The organism is Variovorax sp. J31P207 (assembly GCF_030316965.1).
GTDB lineage: Bacteria > Pseudomonadota > Gammaproteobacteria > Burkholderiales > Burkholderiaceae_C > Variovorax > Variovorax ginsengisoli_B.
The window spans coordinates 628,793-648,633 of sequence record NZ_JASZYN010000004.1 but is presented as its reverse complement, the minus strand read 5'-3'; the positions used below and the strand labels follow the sequence as shown (position 1 = coordinate 648,633).

The 19,841-nt window shown below is 62.2% G+C and carries 18 protein-coding genes; 16 read left to right on the top strand and 2 right to left on the bottom strand.

The window, feature by feature from the left end; translation table 11 throughout:
* Positions 1 to 387 precede the first annotated feature (387 nt).
* The 10 genes from QTI68_RS17720 to QTI68_RS17675 all read left to right on the top strand — a co-directional run bounded on the left by QTI68_RS17720 (position 388) and on the right by QTI68_RS17675 (position 12,127).
* Positions 388 to 1,476 (top strand): hypothetical protein, encoded by a 1,089-nt coding sequence (locus tag QTI68_RS17720; RefSeq protein WP_286523136.1) that lies wholly within the window; start codon positions 388 to 390, stop codon positions 1,474 to 1,476.
* A gap of 18 nt (positions 1,477 to 1,494) precedes the next feature.
* Positions 1,495 to 2,322: a hypothetical protein gene (locus QTI68_RS17715; protein ID WP_286523133.1), complete on the top strand. Its 828-nt coding sequence runs from the start codon at positions 1,495 to 1,497 to the stop codon at positions 2,320 to 2,322.
* 781 nt (positions 2,323 to 3,103) lie between these two features.
* Entirely contained in the window at positions 3,104 to 4,252 is a 1,149-nt protein-coding gene (locus QTI68_RS17710) for a PAS domain-containing sensor histidine kinase (protein ID WP_286523132.1), read from the top strand.
* 10 nt (positions 4,253 to 4,262) lie between these two features.
* Positions 4,263 to 4,892 (top strand): response regulator, encoded by a 630-nt coding sequence (locus QTI68_RS17705; protein ID WP_286523131.1) that lies wholly within the window; start codon positions 4,263 to 4,265, stop codon positions 4,890 to 4,892.
* 151 nt (positions 4,893 to 5,043) lie between these two features.
* Entirely contained in the window at positions 5,044 to 5,445 is a 402-nt protein-coding gene (locus QTI68_RS17700; protein WP_286523129.1) for a response regulator, read from the top strand.
* Between the two features lie 46 nt (positions 5,446 to 5,491).
* Positions 5,492 to 7,024 (top strand): DUF1254 domain-containing protein, encoded by a 1,533-nt coding sequence (locus QTI68_RS17695; RefSeq protein ID WP_286523127.1) that lies wholly within the window; start codon positions 5,492 to 5,494, stop codon positions 7,022 to 7,024.
* Positions 7,025 to 7,058: 34 nt separating this feature from the next.
* The gene (locus QTI68_RS17690; protein WP_286523124.1) at positions 7,059 to 8,666 is read left to right on the top strand and encodes a DUF1254 domain-containing protein; all 1,608 of its coding nucleotides are present in this window, start codon (positions 7,059 to 7,061) and stop codon (positions 8,664 to 8,666) included.
* Positions 8,667 to 8,704: 38 nt separating this feature from the next.
* Positions 8,705 to 10,330, top strand: a complete 1,626-nt coding sequence (locus QTI68_RS17685; RefSeq protein WP_286523123.1) for a DUF1254 domain-containing protein — start codon at positions 8,705 to 8,707, stop codon at positions 10,328 to 10,330.
* Between the two features lie 65 nt (positions 10,331 to 10,395).
* Complete coding sequence (locus QTI68_RS17680) at positions 10,396 to 10,944, top strand: hypothetical protein (protein WP_286523121.1); 549 nt, start codon at positions 10,396 to 10,398, stop codon at positions 10,942 to 10,944.
* A gap of 301 nt (positions 10,945 to 11,245) precedes the next feature.
* Positions 11,246 to 12,127, top strand: coding sequence for a SphA family protein (locus QTI68_RS17675; RefSeq protein WP_286523119.1), 882 nt, complete (start codon positions 11,246 to 11,248; stop codon positions 12,125 to 12,127).
* A 33-nt stretch (positions 12,128 to 12,160) separates the two neighbouring features.
* Here QTI68_RS17675 and QTI68_RS17670 read toward each other — a convergent pair whose 3' ends face one another.
* Positions 12,161 to 13,177, bottom strand: coding sequence for an AraC family transcriptional regulator (locus tag QTI68_RS17670; protein WP_286523118.1), 1,017 nt, complete (start codon positions 13,175 to 13,177; stop codon positions 12,161 to 12,163).
* A 106-nt stretch (positions 13,178 to 13,283) separates the two neighbouring features.
* Between QTI68_RS17670 and QTI68_RS17665 the strand changes: the two genes are divergently transcribed.
* Complete coding sequence (locus QTI68_RS17665) at positions 13,284 to 14,792, top strand: flavin-containing monooxygenase (RefSeq protein WP_286523117.1); 1,509 nt, start codon at positions 13,284 to 13,286, stop codon at positions 14,790 to 14,792.
* A 17-nt stretch (positions 14,793 to 14,809) separates the two neighbouring features.
* On the top strand, positions 14,810 to 15,691 hold the full coding sequence (locus QTI68_RS17660; protein ID WP_286523116.1) for an alpha/beta hydrolase: 882 nt from the start codon (positions 14,810 to 14,812) through the stop codon (positions 15,689 to 15,691).
* Between the two features lie 9 nt (positions 15,692 to 15,700).
* Here QTI68_RS17660 and QTI68_RS17655 read toward each other — a convergent pair whose 3' ends face one another.
* Complete coding sequence (locus QTI68_RS17655; protein ID WP_286523115.1) at positions 15,701 to 16,693, bottom strand: AraC family transcriptional regulator; 993 nt, start codon at positions 16,691 to 16,693, stop codon at positions 15,701 to 15,703.
* 364 nt (positions 16,694 to 17,057) lie between these two features.
* Between QTI68_RS17655 and QTI68_RS17650 the strand changes: the two genes are divergently transcribed.
* The 4 genes from QTI68_RS17650 to QTI68_RS17635 are packed head-to-tail and all read left to right on the top strand — an operon-like array spanning position 17,058 to position 19,731.
* Positions 17,058 to 17,855, top strand: coding sequence for an SDR family NAD(P)-dependent oxidoreductase (locus tag QTI68_RS17650; protein ID WP_286523114.1), 798 nt, complete (start codon positions 17,058 to 17,060; stop codon positions 17,853 to 17,855).
* 15 nt (positions 17,856 to 17,870) lie between these two features.
* Complete coding sequence (locus QTI68_RS17645) at positions 17,871 to 19,430, top strand: DUF1254 domain-containing protein (protein ID WP_286523113.1); 1,560 nt, start codon at positions 17,871 to 17,873, stop codon at positions 19,428 to 19,430.
* Entirely contained in the window at positions 19,427 to 19,585 is a 159-nt protein-coding gene (locus QTI68_RS17640) for a hypothetical protein (protein WP_286523111.1), read from the top strand. The genes QTI68_RS17645 and QTI68_RS17640 overlap by 4 nt, the downstream gene beginning before the upstream one ends.
* Before the next feature lie 2 nt (positions 19,586 to 19,587).
* Positions 19,588 to 19,731, top strand: coding sequence for a hypothetical protein (locus tag QTI68_RS17635; RefSeq protein WP_286523110.1), 144 nt, complete (start codon positions 19,588 to 19,590; stop codon positions 19,729 to 19,731).
* Positions 19,732 to 19,841 lie beyond the last annotated feature (110 nt).

Below are 19,841 nucleotides of genomic sequence, written 5' to 3'. Positions count from 1 at the left end.
TGGAGCGTGAAAGTGCTCAATCAGATTGAGATAGTCCTCATAGTGAACGTGAAAGTGATTGCATGAGTTCGTGAAAGTGCTTACGCTACTATTCAAGCTCAACTGCCGACGGTGACGAAGAACGTGTGGCCTCATCGTTAACGGTTGACTAATGGTTTCAATTGGAATAGAATAGTTTCGTTACACAGGCCTCCTGCCTGTTTCTCTAAGGCTGCAAAATTCGTGGCCGCCAAGTACTGAGAAATTTCCGGTACTGGTCAAGGAGCATCACTGATCCCGGCGCAACGCTGGATTGATCCTGCGCGTGCATCTGCACGCCGGTGATGCTCTTTAAAAATAAAAATCTAAACTGAAAGTCTCTCGCGCCATAGGCCCGATGAGACCTGCTTGCGTCATGCGGAACTGCGCGCTTTCGCCGACAGGCACCCGCAGTACACAACACGACCACTCACCGAATTCAATCGAAAGCCGGATGACCTTGCCAATCGGAGCGATGCGGCTTCTAGCGGCACGCTAGCCGATGTCACTTCCGCGTCGCGAATCGCTACTTCCAATGATCTTCACGGCTGCACCAAAGCTGCAATTTGCTTGGCCCAGTCACAACAATCCACCATAGGAATCAAAATGAGTAATGAAATAAGACTGCCGATCGAAGGCTTCTCAAAAACAAAATGCCAAGCGCTTTTCGCTGGCATAAATGAAGGAGCTTATGTGCAAAATATTCTGCACCAACTTCTCCCTGGGACTGAGACATCAGTAGAAAAAGCCTTAAATAGTATCTGCGAGTATGTGCATCCCGGAACAAGCGAGAGCAGTGCCTTAATTGGTGGTTTGATAAATGCGCTCGGCAAAATTGGCCTCCGCGTCGCGCGCGCAGTGCCAGGATTTATTCTGGGGCAGGACGAGGCTCGCCTTTATGTGCAACCACGTTTGCTAATAGCCGCGTACCCCGAATTGAAAGAGCACTCACCGAGACCCTACGCGTACACTGTAACGCTTTCGGGTGACGAATTGTGCGCGCTCGATGGTCTCGCCTCCGGTTTTGGTTTTAAAGAGGATTGGCCTGAAAATAATGAGTACGAAGTGGAAGAGGTAGAAGAATCCAAAGAGGAAGAAGTTATCGAAAGATTTAAGCGAGTTTTAATGGAACTGATGCTTCCTGATTCTCAAATAACCGTCGCACAGGCTGTTGAAGAGCTCTGCGCCGCGCTCATCCGAACGGATGAAAGTTCTCTCGAGCGCTGCGACGCTTTGCATATGGAGCTGGAACGGATGGGTGTTCGATTCCATAAATATTCTGACCGCTTCGACCATCGATTTCTTTCCGGGAAGGGCTTCTTGAGGCTGGAAAACAGTCGACAGTTTGTGCGGCTTAACCCTGAACTGGATTCGATAATTCCACCTGTTCATCTTAGCTGGATAGCTATGCTCCCTAAGAGAGAGCATCCGTGGACGCAAGGGCAGTCTTCTAAATAATTCAATGGGCTGACTATCATGTTGCAAAAATCGATAACTGGTGAATTTAACGAACTCCACAACCACGGCATGTTTGCTGCCAGCATGCAATATTGGAATGCGCGAGAGGTATTGTCTCAAATGCTTCCGGGTCGAAATATTTCAGTGGAAATCGCGCTGCGCGCCATCTGCTTGAGTCGGCCTGTCGACGACTTCAATCAACATGGCAAAGAGGTGGCAGACTTGGTTGGTGCGCTCTCTAACGTAGGGCTTAACTTCGTCCGCAAGGTACCCGGCTTGATTATGGGCCAGCGGGAAGCTCGTTTATATGTGCAACCCCGACTATTGCTACGCGCTTATCCGCATTTGGCCCCGTCGATTCCGCATCCATTCAAGTATTCTTTGGTGCTCGACTCTGAGGAGCTTCAGGAACTTGAATGTTTTCATGAAGGCCAGAGCTTGGTTGAAGATTGGCCGGAGAACAATGAGTTCATCTCCCATGGATGGAAAGGGCAAGCCGCAGCGCAAATTTTTGAGGCCGCACTATTTGCCAAGTTGCTTCCCCGTGCTGGCATCTCTGTTGAGTCAGGGATAGATAAGTTATGCGCCGGCCTGTCTCAAGAGAGCGAGATGGCGCTGAAGCAATGCGATTCGATTCACTTGGAGTTTGAGGCGATTGGGGCGCGCTTTCATCGCATTGCACCGATGGGCGCGCCAACGCAGTGGCGCAGAGGCCCGCGCAAAGGCTTTCTATTCGTCACCAATTCCGACCAACTCGTTCGGGCCTATCCAGACCTAGCAGAACTGCTGCCGTACCTCCACACTATGTGGCCCTATGGTCACATCGCCGACTGCCCTGCGGCTTGAGGCTGCCGCCGCACTGGTCGTCCTTTTCACTGTCTCATTCCGGAGGCGGGGGCGACTCGTGCGGCAACTGCCTCGGGCGCAGAGGGCGGATTCAACCTGATAACTGCTGTTATCAGGTTGAAATTTATGGCCAAAATCCGGGGTTTTCGGTTCAGAGGCGCTTTTTGGCTGCCTCGATAGTGTGCAGTCTGTACATGGACGAAACATTGCGAGGCTAGTCGACGCTCTGAGATGTGCGAACGTGCCCCGATGGTGCAACGTGCCGCTAGCCGCTGGCGTGGCAGTCGGTCCGGTGCCGGGAAGCAGACTTCCCGTTCAGACTGGTTGCAGCCAGTCGATTTCCACCGGCGAGCGTCGGAGGCCGTGGATACCTGACGTTCGCGCTTTTGTACGCGACCGGCCGGTCTACTTGGACCCTTGACCTTCGCTGTCCACTGCTGCCAACGACCAGGGCAACGACCCCTTTGAATGGCTGCTTCCAAACGTCGCGAAATGGCGTTCAGAGCCCAACCCCGTCATACAGCAAGCGGCATCAGGTGTCGAGTGTGCTGACTAGAGCAGTCGTTCGATCCCGATTTTCGAGCAGCACATTTGACGCGCATCTCCTTCGTGACTGCCTTTGAGGCGGCAAGACAGAATCAAAAGGCACTTCAACCAAGCACCACAATCTGCGCGATGATCACGTTCGCTGGATCGGTGTGTTTGTCCTTGCCCCCGGATACTCAACACGCTCCCTACGCACTTAACCGTCAAACCTGGGCAGTGGAAAGCTCGTTCGCGTATGAGACACGCCGTTGCCGCGCCTTTGATCATCGTCGCCATCCAGACGTCAACCCTGATCGCGCTGTGGATTCGCGGGAAGCGACGTGCAAGCGCGGAGCAAGCTCACCGCGAGGCCCACGAGCGCTTTCGCCGCATGATCGATCGTGCGCCTGTCATGCTCTGGACGGCACGTGCGGACACGACGCTTGACTACCTCAACTACAACTGCGTCGAATTCACTGGGCTGCCGATCGAAAAGTTGCTGGGCGAGGGGTGGTTGGACGCAGTCCATCCGGAAGACCGGGACCACTGTCTCGGCATCTACGTCCCGGCGATCGAGGCGCGCACGCCATTCCTCTTTGAATATCGAGTGCGCCGGGCTGATGGCGCCTATCGATGGCTGCTCGCCACAGGCGTTCCGAAATATGGAGCCGACGGCAGTTTCACGGGCTTCGTCGGCTGCGATGTCGACATCACCGAACGCAGGCTTGCCGAAGACCAGACCCGGGAGAGCCGGACTGCGGTCGAGGCGAGTCATCGAGAAATCCAGCAACTCGCGGGCCGACTGCTCACCGCGCACGAAGACGAGCGCCGGCGCCTCGCGCGCGAACTGCACGACGACCTCACGCAGCGCCTCGCGCGGCTCGCGATTGATGCCGGTCGCATGGAAAGTGCTGCCGACGCACCCGAAGGCTTGCGCGCGCTGCGCGAGGACCTGGTGCGCCTTAGCGAGGACGTGCACGCGCTGTCATACCGCCTGCACCCCTCCGTGCTCGATGACCTGGGGTTGGTGGAAGCGCTGAAGGCGGAGTGCGACCGAGTTGCCCACAGTGGCGAACTGCGTGTGGATGTAGAAGCGGGCGTCGTGCCGGCGGCACTGGCCGCTGAAGCCTCGCTGTGCCTGTATCGCGTGGTGCAGGAGGCGTTGAACAACGCGGCGCGCCACGGACAAGCGAGCGCCGTGTCTGTGCTGCTCTCGCCGCGCGACGAGGGATTGCAGGTCGAGGTGACCGACAACGGCCGCGGATTCGACCCTGGACGCTCGCGCGACCATGCGAGCCTGGGCCTTGCCAGCATGCGCGAGCGCGTTCGCCTCCTGCAGGGAAAGTTCGACATCCAGAGCACGCCCGGACGAGGCACCACCGTGGTGGCGTGGGTGCCGGCATGAGGATTGTTCGATGACCAAGCCCCGCGTACTTCTGGCCGATGACCATCGCATGGTCGCCGAGGGGCTGAAAAGCCTGTTGGCCGAAGAATTCGAACTTGCGGGCATCGTCGAGGACGGTCGCGCGTTGGTCACCGCTGCGCGCGACTTGAACCCAGATGTCATCGTGGCCGACATCTCGATGCCGCATCTCAACGGCATCGACGCCCTGGTACAACTCAAGCAAGACAACCCACAGGTCCGGGTCGTGTTCCTGACAATGCACCGAAACCCCGCCTATGCTCGCCGAGCACTGCAAGCCGGCGCGTTGGGTTTCGTGCTCAAGCACTCGGCACCGGCGGAGCTGGTGCTCGCGGTGCGTGCCGCACTGCAGGGCCGCACCTTCATCGCCCCGGATCTGGCCGCCGAGGTCTTCCGTTCGGCAGGAAAAAAGGAAGCCGATCCGGCCGCGGCGCTCACGCTGCGGCAGCGCGAGATCCTGCAGTTGCTCGCGCAGGGGCATTCAGCCAAGCACATCGCCGCTGCGCTGAGCCTCTCCGCGCGCACCGTCGAAGATCACAAATACCGCTTGATGGAGACGCTGGGGCTTGAAAACAGCGCCGAGCTGATCCTCTTCGCCATGAAGCTCGGCTTGATCCCGTAGTTTCCGGTCGCAGAACCCGTAATTTTTCGGGGTGCGCTTCGCCGTGCTTCAACCTATCTTGGTGGCATCCAGGACAGGTAGAGACTCACGACGACCGGAGAAGCGCGATGAACAGCACTGCAAGGGTGGCCACCCAGGCCGTCCAACGGCCATGAACCGCCAGCACAGTTGTGTACTGCTGGCGGACCGGCACCACGGTCTGCGTGACAGCGTGCGCGGACTCTTGGAAACGCAGTTCGACTCGGTGTTCATGGTCGCCAACGAAGCAGCGCTGCTAGAAGGCGCCGAACGCCTGGGCCCAGCGGTTGTGCTGGTAGACATGTCGCTGTCTGGCGGCGACCTGAGCGGCCTGCTCAAGCGAATCGGCTCGCTCGCCCCCGACGCGAAGTTGTTGCTGCTCTCGGTACACGACGAGCGCACGGTTGCAGAAGCTGCGCTGGTTGCGGGGGCAGACGCGGTTGTCCTCAAACGTTGCCTGGCGACCGACTTGATGCCGGCGGTCGATGCTGTGCTTGCTGGTCAGATTTACCTCTCGTCGGGCTTCATGCAATGAACAGAAAGCGTCTTCGCGCATGTCGAGAACTGCAAAGGAATACGCCATGAAATGCAACCCTAAGCTTCGGTCCCCGGCCACACACAGCACTGCCGCGGCCGTGCTGGTGCTCAGCGTCACAATGATGACGGGTTGCGCGCAGACCGCGCAAGTGCAGCCGCAGACGGCAGACACCCGCATCGGCAAGCTGAGCTTCGAGAACGGATTTCCAACCGAGGAAACAGCGCGCAAGCTGTTCGACGAGATGGACTACCAGCGCGCTGTGCAAGCCTACTTGTGGGGCTACCCGGCGGTTTCGTTCGAGTCGATTCGCGTTGGCACCCTGCGCGACCTCGGCGCTGATCTCACCGACATGGTCATCGCCGACAACTACGCCGATCCCAAAGGCCGCTGGCTCACCGCAAACGACACCACCATCTACGGCTATACCAACGTCGACCTTGGCAAGTCGGGACCGATCGTCGTCGAGCTTCCAGCCGGCGCTCTCGTCGGAATCATCGACGACTTCTGGCAGCGATCCATCTCCGACGTTGGCCTGCCTGGGCCCGACGGCGGGAAGGGCGGCAAGTACCTGCTCCTTCCACCCGGCTACAAGGGCAACGTTCCGAAGACGGGTTTCTACGTCCTCCAGGGAACCATGAACAACTACAACGTCATGATCCGCGGCATCGTCCAAGAGGGCGACAGGAACGGCGCGGTGCAGACCGTCAAGCGGGTCAAGGTCTATCCGCTGAGCGAACGCCGCGATCCCAAGCCGAACAAATTCACATCCATGTCGGGGAAGGTCATGGATACGACCCCGCCGACGGGGATGGCGTACTGGGAGCGTCTGTCGGCGTTCATCAACAACAACCCCGTCCAGGCGCGTGACCTTTTCTACATGGCCATGGTCAAGCCACTGGGCATCGAGAAGGGCAAGGAGTTCAAGCCAAATGCCCGTCAGCGCGCGATCCTCGAAGAGGCTGCGCGGATGGGCGATGCCATGGGCCGTGTGATGCTGTTCGACGGCCCCGACCGATTCCGGCAGGTCGGGGAAGGTCTGGGAATCGATCCGTTTCCCGGCACGAACTGGCACTGGGTGTTCCAGGTTAATCCTGTCCAGCAAACCGACTCGTATGGCCAGATCGATGAACGGCTGCACTACACCTACGGCGCGATCTACACGACCCCCGCGCTGGGCATCATGAAGGCGGGTCCTGGGGGGAACTACGCCCAGGCGTTCAAGGACAAGAACGGCGACCGCCTCGTCGGCGGGAAGTCATATCGCTTGCGCGTGCCTGCGAACGCACCGGCGGAGCAGTTCTGGTCACTGACGCTCTATGACACCGCGACCCGCTCGATGATCCAGAACCCGTCCAACGACTCTGCGCGCTCGTCGCTCGACAAGCTCAAGACCAACGCGGACGGTTCGATCGACCTGTACTTCGGGCCCGTGGCAAGCGCCCCCGCAGGCATGGAAGCCAACTGGATCGAGACCCTGCCCGGCAAAGGCTTCTACCCAATGATGCGTTTCTACACGCCCAAGGCGGGCCTGTTCGACGGGACATGGAAGTTGCCCGACATCGAGCCCATGAAATGAACGAGCCCGACACAACCATACAGAGGAGCCTCGCATGAAAACCAGACAACTCATCAGCGCTGCATTCGCGCTGTCGCTCAGCGGCGCCACTGCGATCTCTACCGCGCAAACGATTCCGCCCGCCATCACGACGCCGGACAAGGTCGAGACCAGCATTGGAACGCTGGAGTTCAGGGACGGCGCGCCCAGCGCGGCGACGGCTCAGAAGGTGCGCGACAGCCTGGACTACATCCGCGGCGTGGATGCCTTCATGAACAGCATCTCGGGCGTGTCGGCGTACGCGATGCGCAAGGGCTTCCAGAGCATCGGGGCCGAAGACAACACGGTCGTCATGTTTTCCGAGTTGATGGACTCGAACTCGCTCTTTCTCACCCCCAACGCAGACACCATCTATTCGCTGGCGGCCCTCGATCTGTCCAAGGGTCCGTTGGTAGTTGAGGTGCCGCCGGCGCAGCTCGGCACGATCAACGACCTGTGGTTCGGCTGGGTCATCGACATCGGTTTTCCAGGCCCTGACCGGGGCGAAGGAGGAAAGTACCTCATCGTGCCCCCGGGTTATGACGGCCCGCTTCCCGACAGCGGCTTCCACGTGGGCCACTCGAAGACCTTGCATGTCCTGTACGCCGTTCGCTCCTTCATGCAGAACAGTGATCCCAAGCCCACCGTGGCCTCGATCAAGCAGTCGCTGAAGTTCTATCCGTACCGACCGGGAGGCTATGGCACCGGCTTGTCCACTATCCTTGAAGGCAAGGTCAGGCCGGGGCCTGCCGCAGCCATCCCGCCGACCAAGTTCATCGAGGCGAGCGGCAAGGCTTTCAACACCATCCCGCCGAACGACTTCTCGTACTTCGAGATGCTCAACGAGCTGGTGCAACTGGAGCCCGCGACCTCTTTCAATGTCGAGCTCTCGGGCCAACTGGCGGCCATTGGCATCGTGAAGGGCAAGCCCTTCAATCCGGACGCCCGGATGAAGAAGATCCTGACGGACGCAGCCGCCGTGGGCAACGCGGCCGGCCGCGTGCTGAATTGGGGGGCCGCCGATTACCCCGGTTGGGCTTATTACCCAAAATCCACGTGGGCCAGCATGCTGTGGCAGGGCGGCTATGACTTTCAGACGCCCCCACCGATGGTCACCAAGGAAGGCATCAAGCCCTTCCCGCCAACCGGCGCGCGGACCCTCGATTCGCGCGCGGCCTTCTACTACGGGTACACGATGGACTCGCCCGGGATGATTATGCGGTTGACCAACGTCGGCTCGCAGTATCTGATGGCCTTCACGGATCCGGACAAGACCCCTTTCGACGGTGCCAAGACCTACAAGGTGACGCTGCCGAAGGACATCCCCGCAGCCAGGTTCTGGTCGCTGACGCTGTACGACAACCAGACCCGCTCGATGCTGCAAACGCCGCAGCGCTCCCCACGCGCGGGCAGCCAGACTTTTCCCTCACCGGCTGCCGTCGCGAACGCAGACGGCACCACCACGGTCTATTTCGCCCCGACCAAGCCAGCCGCTGCCAAGGAGGGCACCTGGATCCAGACGGCGCCTGGCAAGGGTTACTTCGTGATCCTGCGCCTGTACAGCCCGCTCGAATCGTTTTTCGACAAAACCTGGAGACCGAGCGAGATCGAGTTGGTGAAGTAGGCAAAGGTTCGGCCGTACAACATTTCGAGGAACCCCTCATGAAAACCAGACAGCCCAGCAACCTCAATGCCACCATCGCCGCGCTGACACTCGTCGTCACCGCCATGTCTGCCAACGCACAAGGAGACATGCCCCAAGTCATCAAGACGCCGGATCGGGTGGAATCGAGCCGGCTTGGCACCCTCAACTTCAAGGACGGCTTCCCCGACAACGCCACCGCGCAGAAGCTTTTCGACGAGGTGGACTACGTCCATGCGGTCGAGGCTGTCATCGGCGGCTATGCAGCCGTGAACCAACTGGCGCTGCTCAAGGGGTTCAGGGCGGCCGGGGTCAACGATAACGAGGTGCTGGTGACGCCCGGCCTCATGGATTCCAAATCCCTTTTTCTCACGGCCAACGCCGACACCTACTATTTCTGGGCCTATCTGGACCTGACCAAGGGGCCACTGGTGGTCGAGACTCCGCCGGACAGTCTGGGCATCTTCGACGACATGTTCTGGAACTGGATCGGTGATTTCGGATTCCCCGGACCCGACCGCGGACAGGGCGGACGTTACGTGCTGCTGCCCCCCGGCTACACAGGCGAAGTGCCCGAAGGCGGCTACTACGTGCGCAAGTCCAACACGACCCATGTCGCGTTGGTGGGTCGGGCATTCCTGCAGAACAACGATCCCAAGCCAGTCGATGCGATCGTCAAGAAAACGCTCAAGGTCTATCCCTATGTGCCCGGCGGCGAGGGGACGAGCATCGCCAGCTATCTGGCCGGGAAGGCAACCATCGGGAACTTGAGCAAGCCGGCCAGCCCCCGATTTGTGGAAGGCACCGGGAAGGTGATGAACACCATCCCGCCCACGGATTTCAGCTTCTTCGAGATGCTGAACGAGGCCGTGCAGATGCAGCCCGCCGGCGTGATGGACCCCGAGATCGCGGGCCATCTGGCAGCGATCGGCATCGTGAAAGGCAAACCCTTCAATCCCGATGCCCGCATGAAACGAATCCTCACCGAGGGACTTGCCGTGGCGAATGCCGCAAGTCGGGTGATGTCGATCGGTGGGCGTCCATCGGAGGGCTTTGGCTACTACGGCTCCGACTCCCAGTGGATCAATGGACTATGGGTCGGCGGCCATGAGTTCATGACCCCGCCAGCGGAAATTACGAAGGATGGGCTGAAACCGTATCCCAACGATGGCGCGCGCAAGCTGAATGCGCGGACCTGGTTCTTCTACTCGGTTACGGGCATCACGCCGGCTATGGCCATGCGCCTGCCCAACGTCGGCTCGCAGTATCTTGAGAACTTCCGGGACACCCAGGGCAACCCGTTCGATGGCAACAAGACCTACAAAGTCACCCTCCCGCCGAATATTCCGGCCGCCCGGTTCTGGTCGTTCACCGTTTACGACAACCAGTCACGCTCGATGCTCGACACCCCGCAACGCTATCCACGCGCGGGCAGCCAGACCTATCCGTCACCTGCTGCCAAGGCGAACGCCGATGGATCGACGACGGTTTTCTTTGCGCCGGTTCAGCCTGCCGGCGTCGAGCGGGGAAACTGGATTCAGACCGATCCGAAGAAGGGCTGGTGGACCATCCTGCGCCTGTACAGCCCGCTTCCCCCGTTCTTTGACAAGAGCTGGAGACCGGGTGAGATCGAGTTGGTGAAGTGAGCCGACGCCGACCACGATGGCCGCTGCCGCAGGCGGCCAACCCAACACATCGGAAGGAGTCAATCATGAGCAACGCAACGATAACCATGCGCGGCAACGAAGGGACCGTCACTGTCGCAGACCTCGGCTGGAAATTCATTCGCTGGGGTCTCAGCCTCTTCATTCTCGGGTTCCTGATCGGCTTCGTCCCGATCCTGCATTACATCGTCGGCGGGCAGGCCGGCAACGTGGAACCCCTCTTTTTGAAGAACATGACATTGTGGTGGGGCTGCCCGGCCGTTCTTGCTGAGTTGACGGTCAAAGCAGGGAGCCTCGGCATGATTGCAGTCGGCTTGTGCTATGTGGCCGCAGGCAGGGAAGGCGCTTCGCCGACTATTTCCGCCCACGAGCGCATGGCGCCCGCGCTCTGCGCGTTCGGTCTCATTGCCCACTTCGTGTACGCCGCGGTGGGCTATGCGGCCGGTGTCGCAATCTTTGGAAATTTCTACTTCGGCGCTACTGAACCTGGAAAGAGTCTGTGGATCGGCGGGCAGGGGGTGTGCGTCGCCGTCTATGTGTTCGGCCTCTTCTATGCAGTCGCCGGCGTCCGCAGGGCCGCTGCTCAACGGCGATGAGAGACTCTCTTGTGAGGTGGTTCCGGCAGGGAGGCTGGCGCCCGATTGCCTGGTTCTGTGGCATCGCAGCCGGCGCGTTCTGGGTCTATTCAGGCGCGCCGATGATTTGCCATTGAACAAGTTCGGGAGGATGTGCAGGCCCAGCGAGATTGAAGTGGTGAAGTACGGCGTGGTTCGCCGCCCATGCGGGAAAACGAAAAAGCGAGCATCGAGAATGAACGTAGCCAGTCTCAAGAAATCCGTGTGCGCTGCAGTATTGTTAGCCGCGCTATCGCCAATTTGCGCAGCCGACGAAGGCGGCATGAGCTTCTGGCTGCCCGGCCAATTCGGCAGCTTCACCGCGGTCCCCGGCGATCCCGGCTGGTCGCTGCCGCTCATCTATTACCACACGAGCGCTGATGCGAGTCCCGACAGGGTGTTCGCGCGCGGGGGGCGGCTGCGGGCTGGACTGGACGTGTCGGCGGACCTCTTGTTCGCCGTCCCCACCTACGTTTTCACCGAGCCCGTGCTGGGCGGACAGGCGAGCGTCAGCGTGGCGGGGGTGTTCGGGCACACGAAAGTCGGCGCGGAAGCGACCCTGACGGGGCCGCTCGGTCGCACACTGACAGGAAGTCAAAGCGACTCTTTAACTGCGGGCGGCGACCTGTACCCGGCCGCCTACCTGAAATGGAATCGCGGCGTCCACAACTTCATGGTTTACACGATGGCCGGCGTGCCGGTTGGCGCATATCAAGCGGAGCGCCTGGCCAACCTGGGCACCAACCACTGGGCGCTCGATGCAGGCGGCGGCTACACCTACCTCGATCCCAAGGCCGGCCATGAGTTTTCTGCAACGCTCGGCTTCACCTACAACTTCGAAAACCCTGACACGAACTACAGGAACGGCGTCGACGCGCACCTGGATTGGGCCGCCTCGCAGTTTCTTTCCGAGCAACTGCACGTCGGGCTGGTCGGCTATTTCTATCAGCAGTTGACGGGCGACAGCGGCGCAGGGGCGGTTCTCGGCGACTTCAAGTCACGGGTCTACGCCGTAGGCCCTCAGATCGGCTACTTCTTCCCGGTCGGCGGGGAGAAGTGGTACGTCAACCTCAAGGGCTACTACGAGTTCGAAGCCAGGAACCGGCCCAAGGGTTGGAACACATGGATCACACTGGCCATCCCTTTCGGAGGGCAGAAAAAGTAGCCCGCCAGGTTCGCGCAGCGTTCGGGCGGACAGCTACTTTGCTCGCCCGCTCTCGCGCAGTGCTGATGGAGGCACACCAAACCAGCGGCGGCAGGAACGACTCATCGCAGAGTGCTCGGAAAATCCGAGGAGGTCGGCGAGCTGGCCGAGGGGCAGCTTCGTTTCGCGAAGATAGTGCAACGCGGCCTCCTTGCGTGCGTCTTCGCGAATCGTCTCGAAGGTCGTGCATTCAATCGCCAGGTGGCGCTGCAAGGTGCGTGGATGTAGGCCCAGAAGTAGCGCGACCTCGGTCTTGCTGCCCTGCGAGGTCCCCAAGGTCCGGCGCAGCGCGAGTCGAACACGCGCCGATACGCTTTCCCCGGGGTCCCTGAAGTTCATCTCGAGATAGTTCTCGGTGATCTGTCGCAGGATGGGGTTCGCGCCGCGCAGGTCTGTATGCAGCGTTTCACGGCTGATGTACAGCGCTGCCCGCGGTTGCTCCGTGAACACCGGCGCATTGAAAAAGCGCTTGTATGTCGCGATGGGCGCCAACGGTGCGTGCGGGATTGCGACGCCGAGCAGCCGGTAGCGTTCTCCCGCAAGCAACCGCGTGATGTGATGCATGTCGCCCAGGCACAGGTCGATGGTCTGACGCTGCGCAGGAAGCCTGGCAAGGCGGATCTCCGCAGTCATCTCCGCAGCGCCCTTGATCGTCGGGCTTTCTTCGTGAATCTCCATCACCAGCCCCGGGCTGTGCACGAACAGGTGGCGGGCAACGAAGTCCCAAGCCTCCCTGACCGAAGGCGCGTTCTGAAGAATGATCCCCAATGGGCCCAGCACGTTGATGTCCTGAGCCAGCGCCAGACGCAAACCGAAATCAGGGCAACCCGTCGCGACGGCGCTGGCCTCCAGCAATTGGACGCACGCACGCAGCGATAGAAGTGCTTCCTCGTCGGCCAGCGAGCTTGCCGCGATGTGGTGGCGCCGCAGCAGGGGTCCGGGGTCTGTACCCAAGCGACGCATGAGCCCCGCATATCCCTGCAGGCCGCTCGATCGAACAAATGCAGTCATGTCTCAAAATGTCAAGCAATCGTCTCACCATGTCAAGAAGAGAAGAGGGCCAGCCTGAATACTCCTGCCATCCGACAACCCATCCAGACACATGCGAAAGAAAGACATGGAGACAAACCACTACGACGTCCTGATCATCGGTGCCGGCCTGTCCGGCATCGGCATGGCCTGCCATCTGCAGAAGGAATGCCCCGGCAAGCGCGTCGGCATTCTGGAGCGGCGCAAGGCGATCGGCGGCACCTGGGACCTGTTTCGCTACCCGGGCATCCGCTCGGACTCGGACATGTTCACCTTCGGCTACAAGCTGCGCCCGTGGCATGAACTCAAGGTGCTGGCCGATGGTCCGTCGATCCGCCAGTACGTGACCGATACGGCGCGCGAATTCGGCGTCGACAGGAAGATCCGCTTCGGCATCAAGACGACGCAGGCCTCGTGGTCCAGCGAGCAGAAGCGCTGGACGCTGAGCTGCATCGACGAGGAAAGCGGCGAAGACGCCACCTTCACCTGCAGCTACCTGGTGAGCTGCACCGGCTACTACAACCACGACGCCGGCTACCAGCCGAGCTTCCCCGGCATCGAGCGCTTCAAGGGCCAGACCATCCATCCGCAGTTCTGGCCGGAGCAACTCGACTACCGCGGCAAACGCGTGGTGGTGATCGGCAGCGGCGCGACCGCGGTGACGCTGGTGCCCAGCATGGCCGACAAGACGGCCCACATCACGATGCTGCAGCGCTCGCCCAGCTACGTGTTCTCGCTGCCCTCGTACGACAAGATCTCCGAGGTGCTGCAGCGCGTGCTGCCGGACCGCTGGGTCTTCGGCATGGCGCGCAAGCGCAACCTGCTGCTGGCACGCGTGATCTACAAGGCCTCCAAGCGCTGGCCCGAGCAGGTGCGCAGGCTGCTGCTGGCCGGCGTGCGCAAGCAGGTGGGCGAGAACTTCGACATGACGCACTTCTCGCCCCAGTACAAGCCCTGGGACCAGCGCCTGTGCGCGGTGCCCGATGCCGACCTGTTCAAGGCGATCCGCGCCGGCAAGGCCTCGGTCGTCACCGACCATATCGACACCTTCACCGAGAACGGCATCCGCCTGAAGTCCGGCAAGGAACTGCAGGCGGACATCATCGTGACGGCGACCGGCCTGCAGATCCAGTCCTTCGGCGGCATGGAACTGCGGGTGGACGGAAAGACCGTCCCGGTGAACGAACGGATGACCTACAAGGGCACGCTGCTGCAGGACGTGCCGAACATGGGCTGGATCTTCGGCTACATCAATGCCTCCTGGACGCTCAAGGTCGACATGGCTGCGGCCTACATCTGCCGCCTGCTCAATCACATGGATGCCAAGGGCATCGACGTCGTGACCGCGCGCGCGCCGCAGGGGCAGGTGCAGGACGAATCGATCGTCGCGGCGCTGCAGTCGGGCTATGCGCAACGCGGCTCGGCGGCGTTGCCGCGCCAGGGCAAGGGGCTGCCGTGGCGCATCCTGCACAGCCCGGAGAAGGACCATGTGATGCTGCTGAAGGACCCGGTGGAGGATGCGGCGCTGGAGTTCGTTAGCGCGCATGCCAGCCGCGGCACTGCGCCGCGGAGTGCCCCGCTCTCCGCGGCTGCCTGAGCGCGGGCGCTTCGATCATGAAGAGCATCGAATCCTCCTTCAAGAGCGTGGGCCTGCGCTGCGCCGGCACGCTGCTGCTGCCCAGCCGGGGCGAGCGCCCGCCGGTCATCGTCATGGCGCACGGCTTTGCCGGCGTGCGCGCCATGCTGATGCCGCATGCACAGCGCTTCGTCGAGGCCGGCTACGCCGTCTACCTGTTCGACTACCGCAACTTCGGCGACAGCGAAGGCCTGCCGCGCCACTGGGTCGATCCGTTCCGCCACCTGAAGGATTGGGACGCGGCGATCCGGCACGCGAAGACCCTGCAGCAGGTGGACGGCGAGCGCATGGTGCTGTGGGGCACCTCGCTGTCTGGCGGGCATGTGGTGTGCATGGCGGCGCGCGGGCACCGCATCGCGGCGGTGATCGCCGGGCATCCGCTGATGAGCGGGCTGGGCGCCGTCGCGCACATGCCTTTCATGAAAGTCCTCAAGCTCACCTTGGCAGGGCTGCGCGACCTGGCCGGCAGCCTCATCGGCAAGCCGCACTACCTGCCCGTGGTCGGCCGCCCTGGCGACTTTGCCGTGCTGACCGGTCCCGAGGCCTGGGGCGGCATGCAGGAACTCCAGGCCATCCTCGACGTGCCGTGGGAGAACAAGGTGCTGGCACGCGTGGCGCTGAAGATCCCGCGCTACAACCCGATTCGCAAGGCACGCCGGGTGCGGGTGCCGACGCTGGTGATCGCGGGCTCCAACGACAGCATCGTCTCGGCCGAGGTCGCGCAGAAGGCTGCGGGCCGCATGCACGACGCGCGCTTCACGCTGCATGCGTCGGACCACTTCCAGCCCTACTACGGGGACTACCTGGACGAGAACGTGCGCACGCAGTTGGCGTTCCTGCACAGGCACGTGGCGGTCTGAGCACTTGCGTCAGCGCGCCTTGCGCCAGGCGCTGGGCGTGGTGCCGTACCAGCGCTTGAACGCATGCGAGAACGAACTCTGCTCGACATAGCCCAGCAGTGCGGCCACTTGCGACATGCGCAGCACCCGGTCACCGAGGTACAGCGCAGCATGCTCGCGGCGCACGTCGTCGACCAGCTTCTCGAACACCAGCCCCTTTTCTTCCAGGCGGCGCTGCAAGGTGCGCACGCTGACGCAGTGTTCCTGCGCGATGGCTTCGAGCTGGCAGCGGCCCTGCGGCAACAGCTTGCGGATCCATGCGTCCATCTGCTCCTCGAAGGCAAGCTGTGAAGGCTCGGCGATCTTGCCGATGTAGTCGGCCGCGATCGCCTTCATCTCGGTGTTGTGTTCGCGGGTCGCCCGCGCCATGTCGCCGGCGAAGTAGTCGACGCCGAAGGAGCCCTGGGAAAAGCGCACCGGGCAGCCGAACACCCGCGCATAGAAGTCGGCCGCCAGCAGCGGTGCGTGCGAGAAGTAGACGCCGCGAAAACGCACGTTGTTGCCCACCAGGTGGCGGATCACCTGCAGGTTGATGGCCAGGCACCATTCCTCGAACTGGCGCGCCATGCCCGGACGCGGCACCTGGGTCAGGTAGGCCAGGCGCGGCCCGTTGGACGTGCGCTGAAGCTCCAGCGCCAGTGCGGGATTCAGCATGTTTATGTAGGGCACGGCAGCTTCGATGGCCTCACCAAGGGTGCCGGCCTGGATGCCGGCGGCGATCGGGCCGATCGGGTCGCGGCCCTGCGCCAGGCCCAGCCGGATGCCGAAGTCCGCGCAGTCCAGGTCCTCGGCGCAGGCCTCCAGCAGCCGGATCAGCGGCGCGGCGGGAATATTCAGCTCGCCCACGTCGGCGCGATGCAGCGGCAGCTTGAAGCGCACCTCGTAGAGATGCGCATCGCCGCCCAGTTTGTTGATCAGATCCGCAATGCCTCGCAGCACCCATCCGCGCAGGTACGCCGTCATGTGATTTCTGCCTGGAGTGCGTGGCATTCAATCACAAATCTCTGTCGCCAAGCAACAAATTCGGAAGAGGCCTTGCCTTCGAGAATTCATCTCCATCGGCAGGCGTGCGAACAGCGCCGAGGCCGACGAAATGCACACCAAGAACTGGAGACAAGACACATGGCCACTTATGCCGAATCAGCCCTGAGGCGCTAGCGCGCGCAAGCCTCTTCGCATGCGAAGACAACGCCGCCCACAAGGCTGCGCGTCACTGCGAAGCACACATCACAGCACAGAGAAACGAGCGGCACGGGGTGCCGCCGGGGCATGCCTGCGCCCGGCGCCACCGCACCGCGACTGCATCACTCAACTCCAGGAGACAGACATGGGATTCTTTACCGGCAAGGTTGCCGTCATCACGGGTGCCGCTTCCGGCATCGGCCGCGCGCTCGCGCTCGAACTGTCCAGGCGCGGCGCGCGCCTGGCGCTGTCGGACATCGACATGGACGGGCTCGCGCAGACCCGCTCGATGTGCGGCCCGGCCGAGGTCCGGGTGTACCGCCTCGACGCCTCGAGCCGGGAAAGCTTCGACGCGCATGCCAGGGACGTGACGCGCGACTTCGGCGCGGCGCACCTGGTGTTCAACAACGCCGGCGCCACCGTCATCGGCACCATCGAGCACCTGACCATCGAAGAGATCGAGTGGCAGCTGGGCATCAACCTGTGGGGCGTGATCTACGGCACCAAGGCCTTCCTGCCCGCCATGCTGGCGCAGAAGCAGGGCTGGATCGTCAACATCTCCAGCGTCTTCGGCTTCGTGAGCTATCCGTCGCAAGGCGCCTACAACATCTCGAAGTTCGGCGTGCGCGGCCTTACGGAGTGCCTGTGGCAGGAACTGGAAGGCAGTGGCGTGCGCGCAGTCTGCGTGCACCCGGGCGGCATCCGGACCAGCATCGAGAAAACCGGACGCCGCTCGGTCAACGCCGGCGAGGCGGAAGTCGGCTTCACCGCGATCGCGAAGAAGCTGATGGTCACGCCGCCGGAAAAGGTGGCCGCGGACGTGCTCAACGGCATCGAGCGCGGCAAACGCCGCATCCTCACTGGCAAGTTTTCCTCGACCCTGCACTGGCTGTCGCGCCTGCTGCCCAACCACTACCCGAGCCTCGTGCGACTGATGGGCTGACAGATGAGACAGGCCATGAACACCATACCCTGCAAGCACTTCGCCGCCACGGCACTCGCCGCCGCGCTGGCCATCGCCAGCCCGCTCACCTTCGCCGACGCGCCGCCCACGCCGGGCTTCAACACCCCGATCCCCGCCAAGATCATGACGCCCGACATGGTGCAAACGCGCCTGGGGACGCTCAAGTTCGTCGACGGCGTGCCCACCGCCGAGACCGCCGAGAAGGCCTACGGCAACCTGGACTTCCTGCGCGGCGTGGAGGTGTTCCTCAACTTCATCCCGGCGGCGTCGATGGACGCGATCCGCGAAGGCCAGGCCAGCCTGGGCGCCGTCAAGAGCCACCAGGCCGTCATCTTCGACCAGCTGCTCGACTCCAATCCGCTGCTGCTCACCGGCAACACCGACACCGTCTATTGCCTGGCCATGCTGGACCTGCAGGCCGACGGCCCGACCGTGGTCGAGGTGCCGCCCGGCAGCGGACCCGGTACGGTGAACGACGCGCTGTTCCGCTTCGTCGTCGACATGGGCGCCCCGGGCCCGGACCGGGGGCAGGGCGGCAAGTACCTGATCGTGCCGACGGACTACAAGGGCCCGCTGCCCAAGTCCAAGGAGGAGGGTGGCGAGTACTTCATCGCGCGCTCGCCTTCGTACGTGAACCTGCTGGTGCTGCGCGGCTTCCTGAAGGACGGCAAGCCCGACGCCGCGTCCAGGCAGTTCCGGGAGGGCGTCAAGGTCTATGCGCTGGACAAGGCGGCCAACCCGCCCTCGATGCAGTTCATCAACGCCTCGAAGGTTCCCTACAACACGGTGCACGCGAACGACGTCGACTTTTACCGCGAGGTGGACAACATGGTCCAGAAGGAGCCGCTGGACCTGCTGGACCCGGAGGCGCGGGGACTGGCGGCGTCCATCGGCATCCGCAAGGGCAAGCCCTTTGCGCCCGACGAGCGCATGAAGAAGATCCTCGCCGAGTCGGCTGCCGTCGGCAATGCCACCGCGCGCTCGATCTTCTTTCGCAACCGCGACGCGCGCGCCGCCAAGTTCCAGGGCAGCCACTGGACGGACGGCTTCGTCGGCAGCGACTACCGCTGGCTCGACGTGGATGGCGTATCCGGCCGCAACCTGGATGCCCGCACCAACTTCTTCTACATCGCCGTCGTCAACACGCCGGCCATGAGCGCCAAGCTGGTGGGCCGTGGCTCGCAATACGCGATGAATGCGATGGACAGCACCGGCAAGCCCTTCGACGGCGCCAGGAGCTACCGCCTGCACGTCCCCGCCAACGTCCCGGCCAAGGACTTCTGGTCGGTGGTGGTCTACGACACGCAGACGCGCTCGGAACTTCAGACGAAGCAGCCCTTCCCCAGCAAGAACAACAAGCGCGACCAGTTGCTGGTCAATGCCGACGGCTCGGTGGACCTGTATTGCGGCCCGAAGGCGCCGGCCGGCAAGGAAGCGAACTGGACGCAGACCGTGCCGGGCAAGGGCTGGTTCGCCGTGCTGCGCCTCTACGGCCCGCTGGAGCCCTGGTTCGACAAGGCCTGGCGTCCGGGCGAGTTCGAGGAGCTGAAGTGACGGCCACCAGCGCAATCGCCGCGATGAGCCTGCGCAGCCGGTCTTCGGTCCTCTCGACCGTCGACCTGGGCTGGAAATTCGTGAATTGGGGCCTCGGCTTGTTCATCACCTGCTTCGTGACCGGCTTCGTGCCCATTCTCCAATACATGACCTAGGCATGATCGGCATCGGCCTGGCCTACCTGGCGGCGGCGCGGCACGACACCACGCACTTCGTGGGCCCGCGCGAGCGCGGTGCGCTCGCAGATGCGCGATGGCGGCAAGAGTTGAGGAGTGATTCATTCGCGAACTCCAACCGATGAGAAAATCAGCACGTTGGGCGCGCCCTTGAAGTAACCATCGTCGGGGCTCATTCGGGCTCGATAACCACGTCCACCCGCCCTGACTGCACCGCCTTTTCAAGATCTCGTGG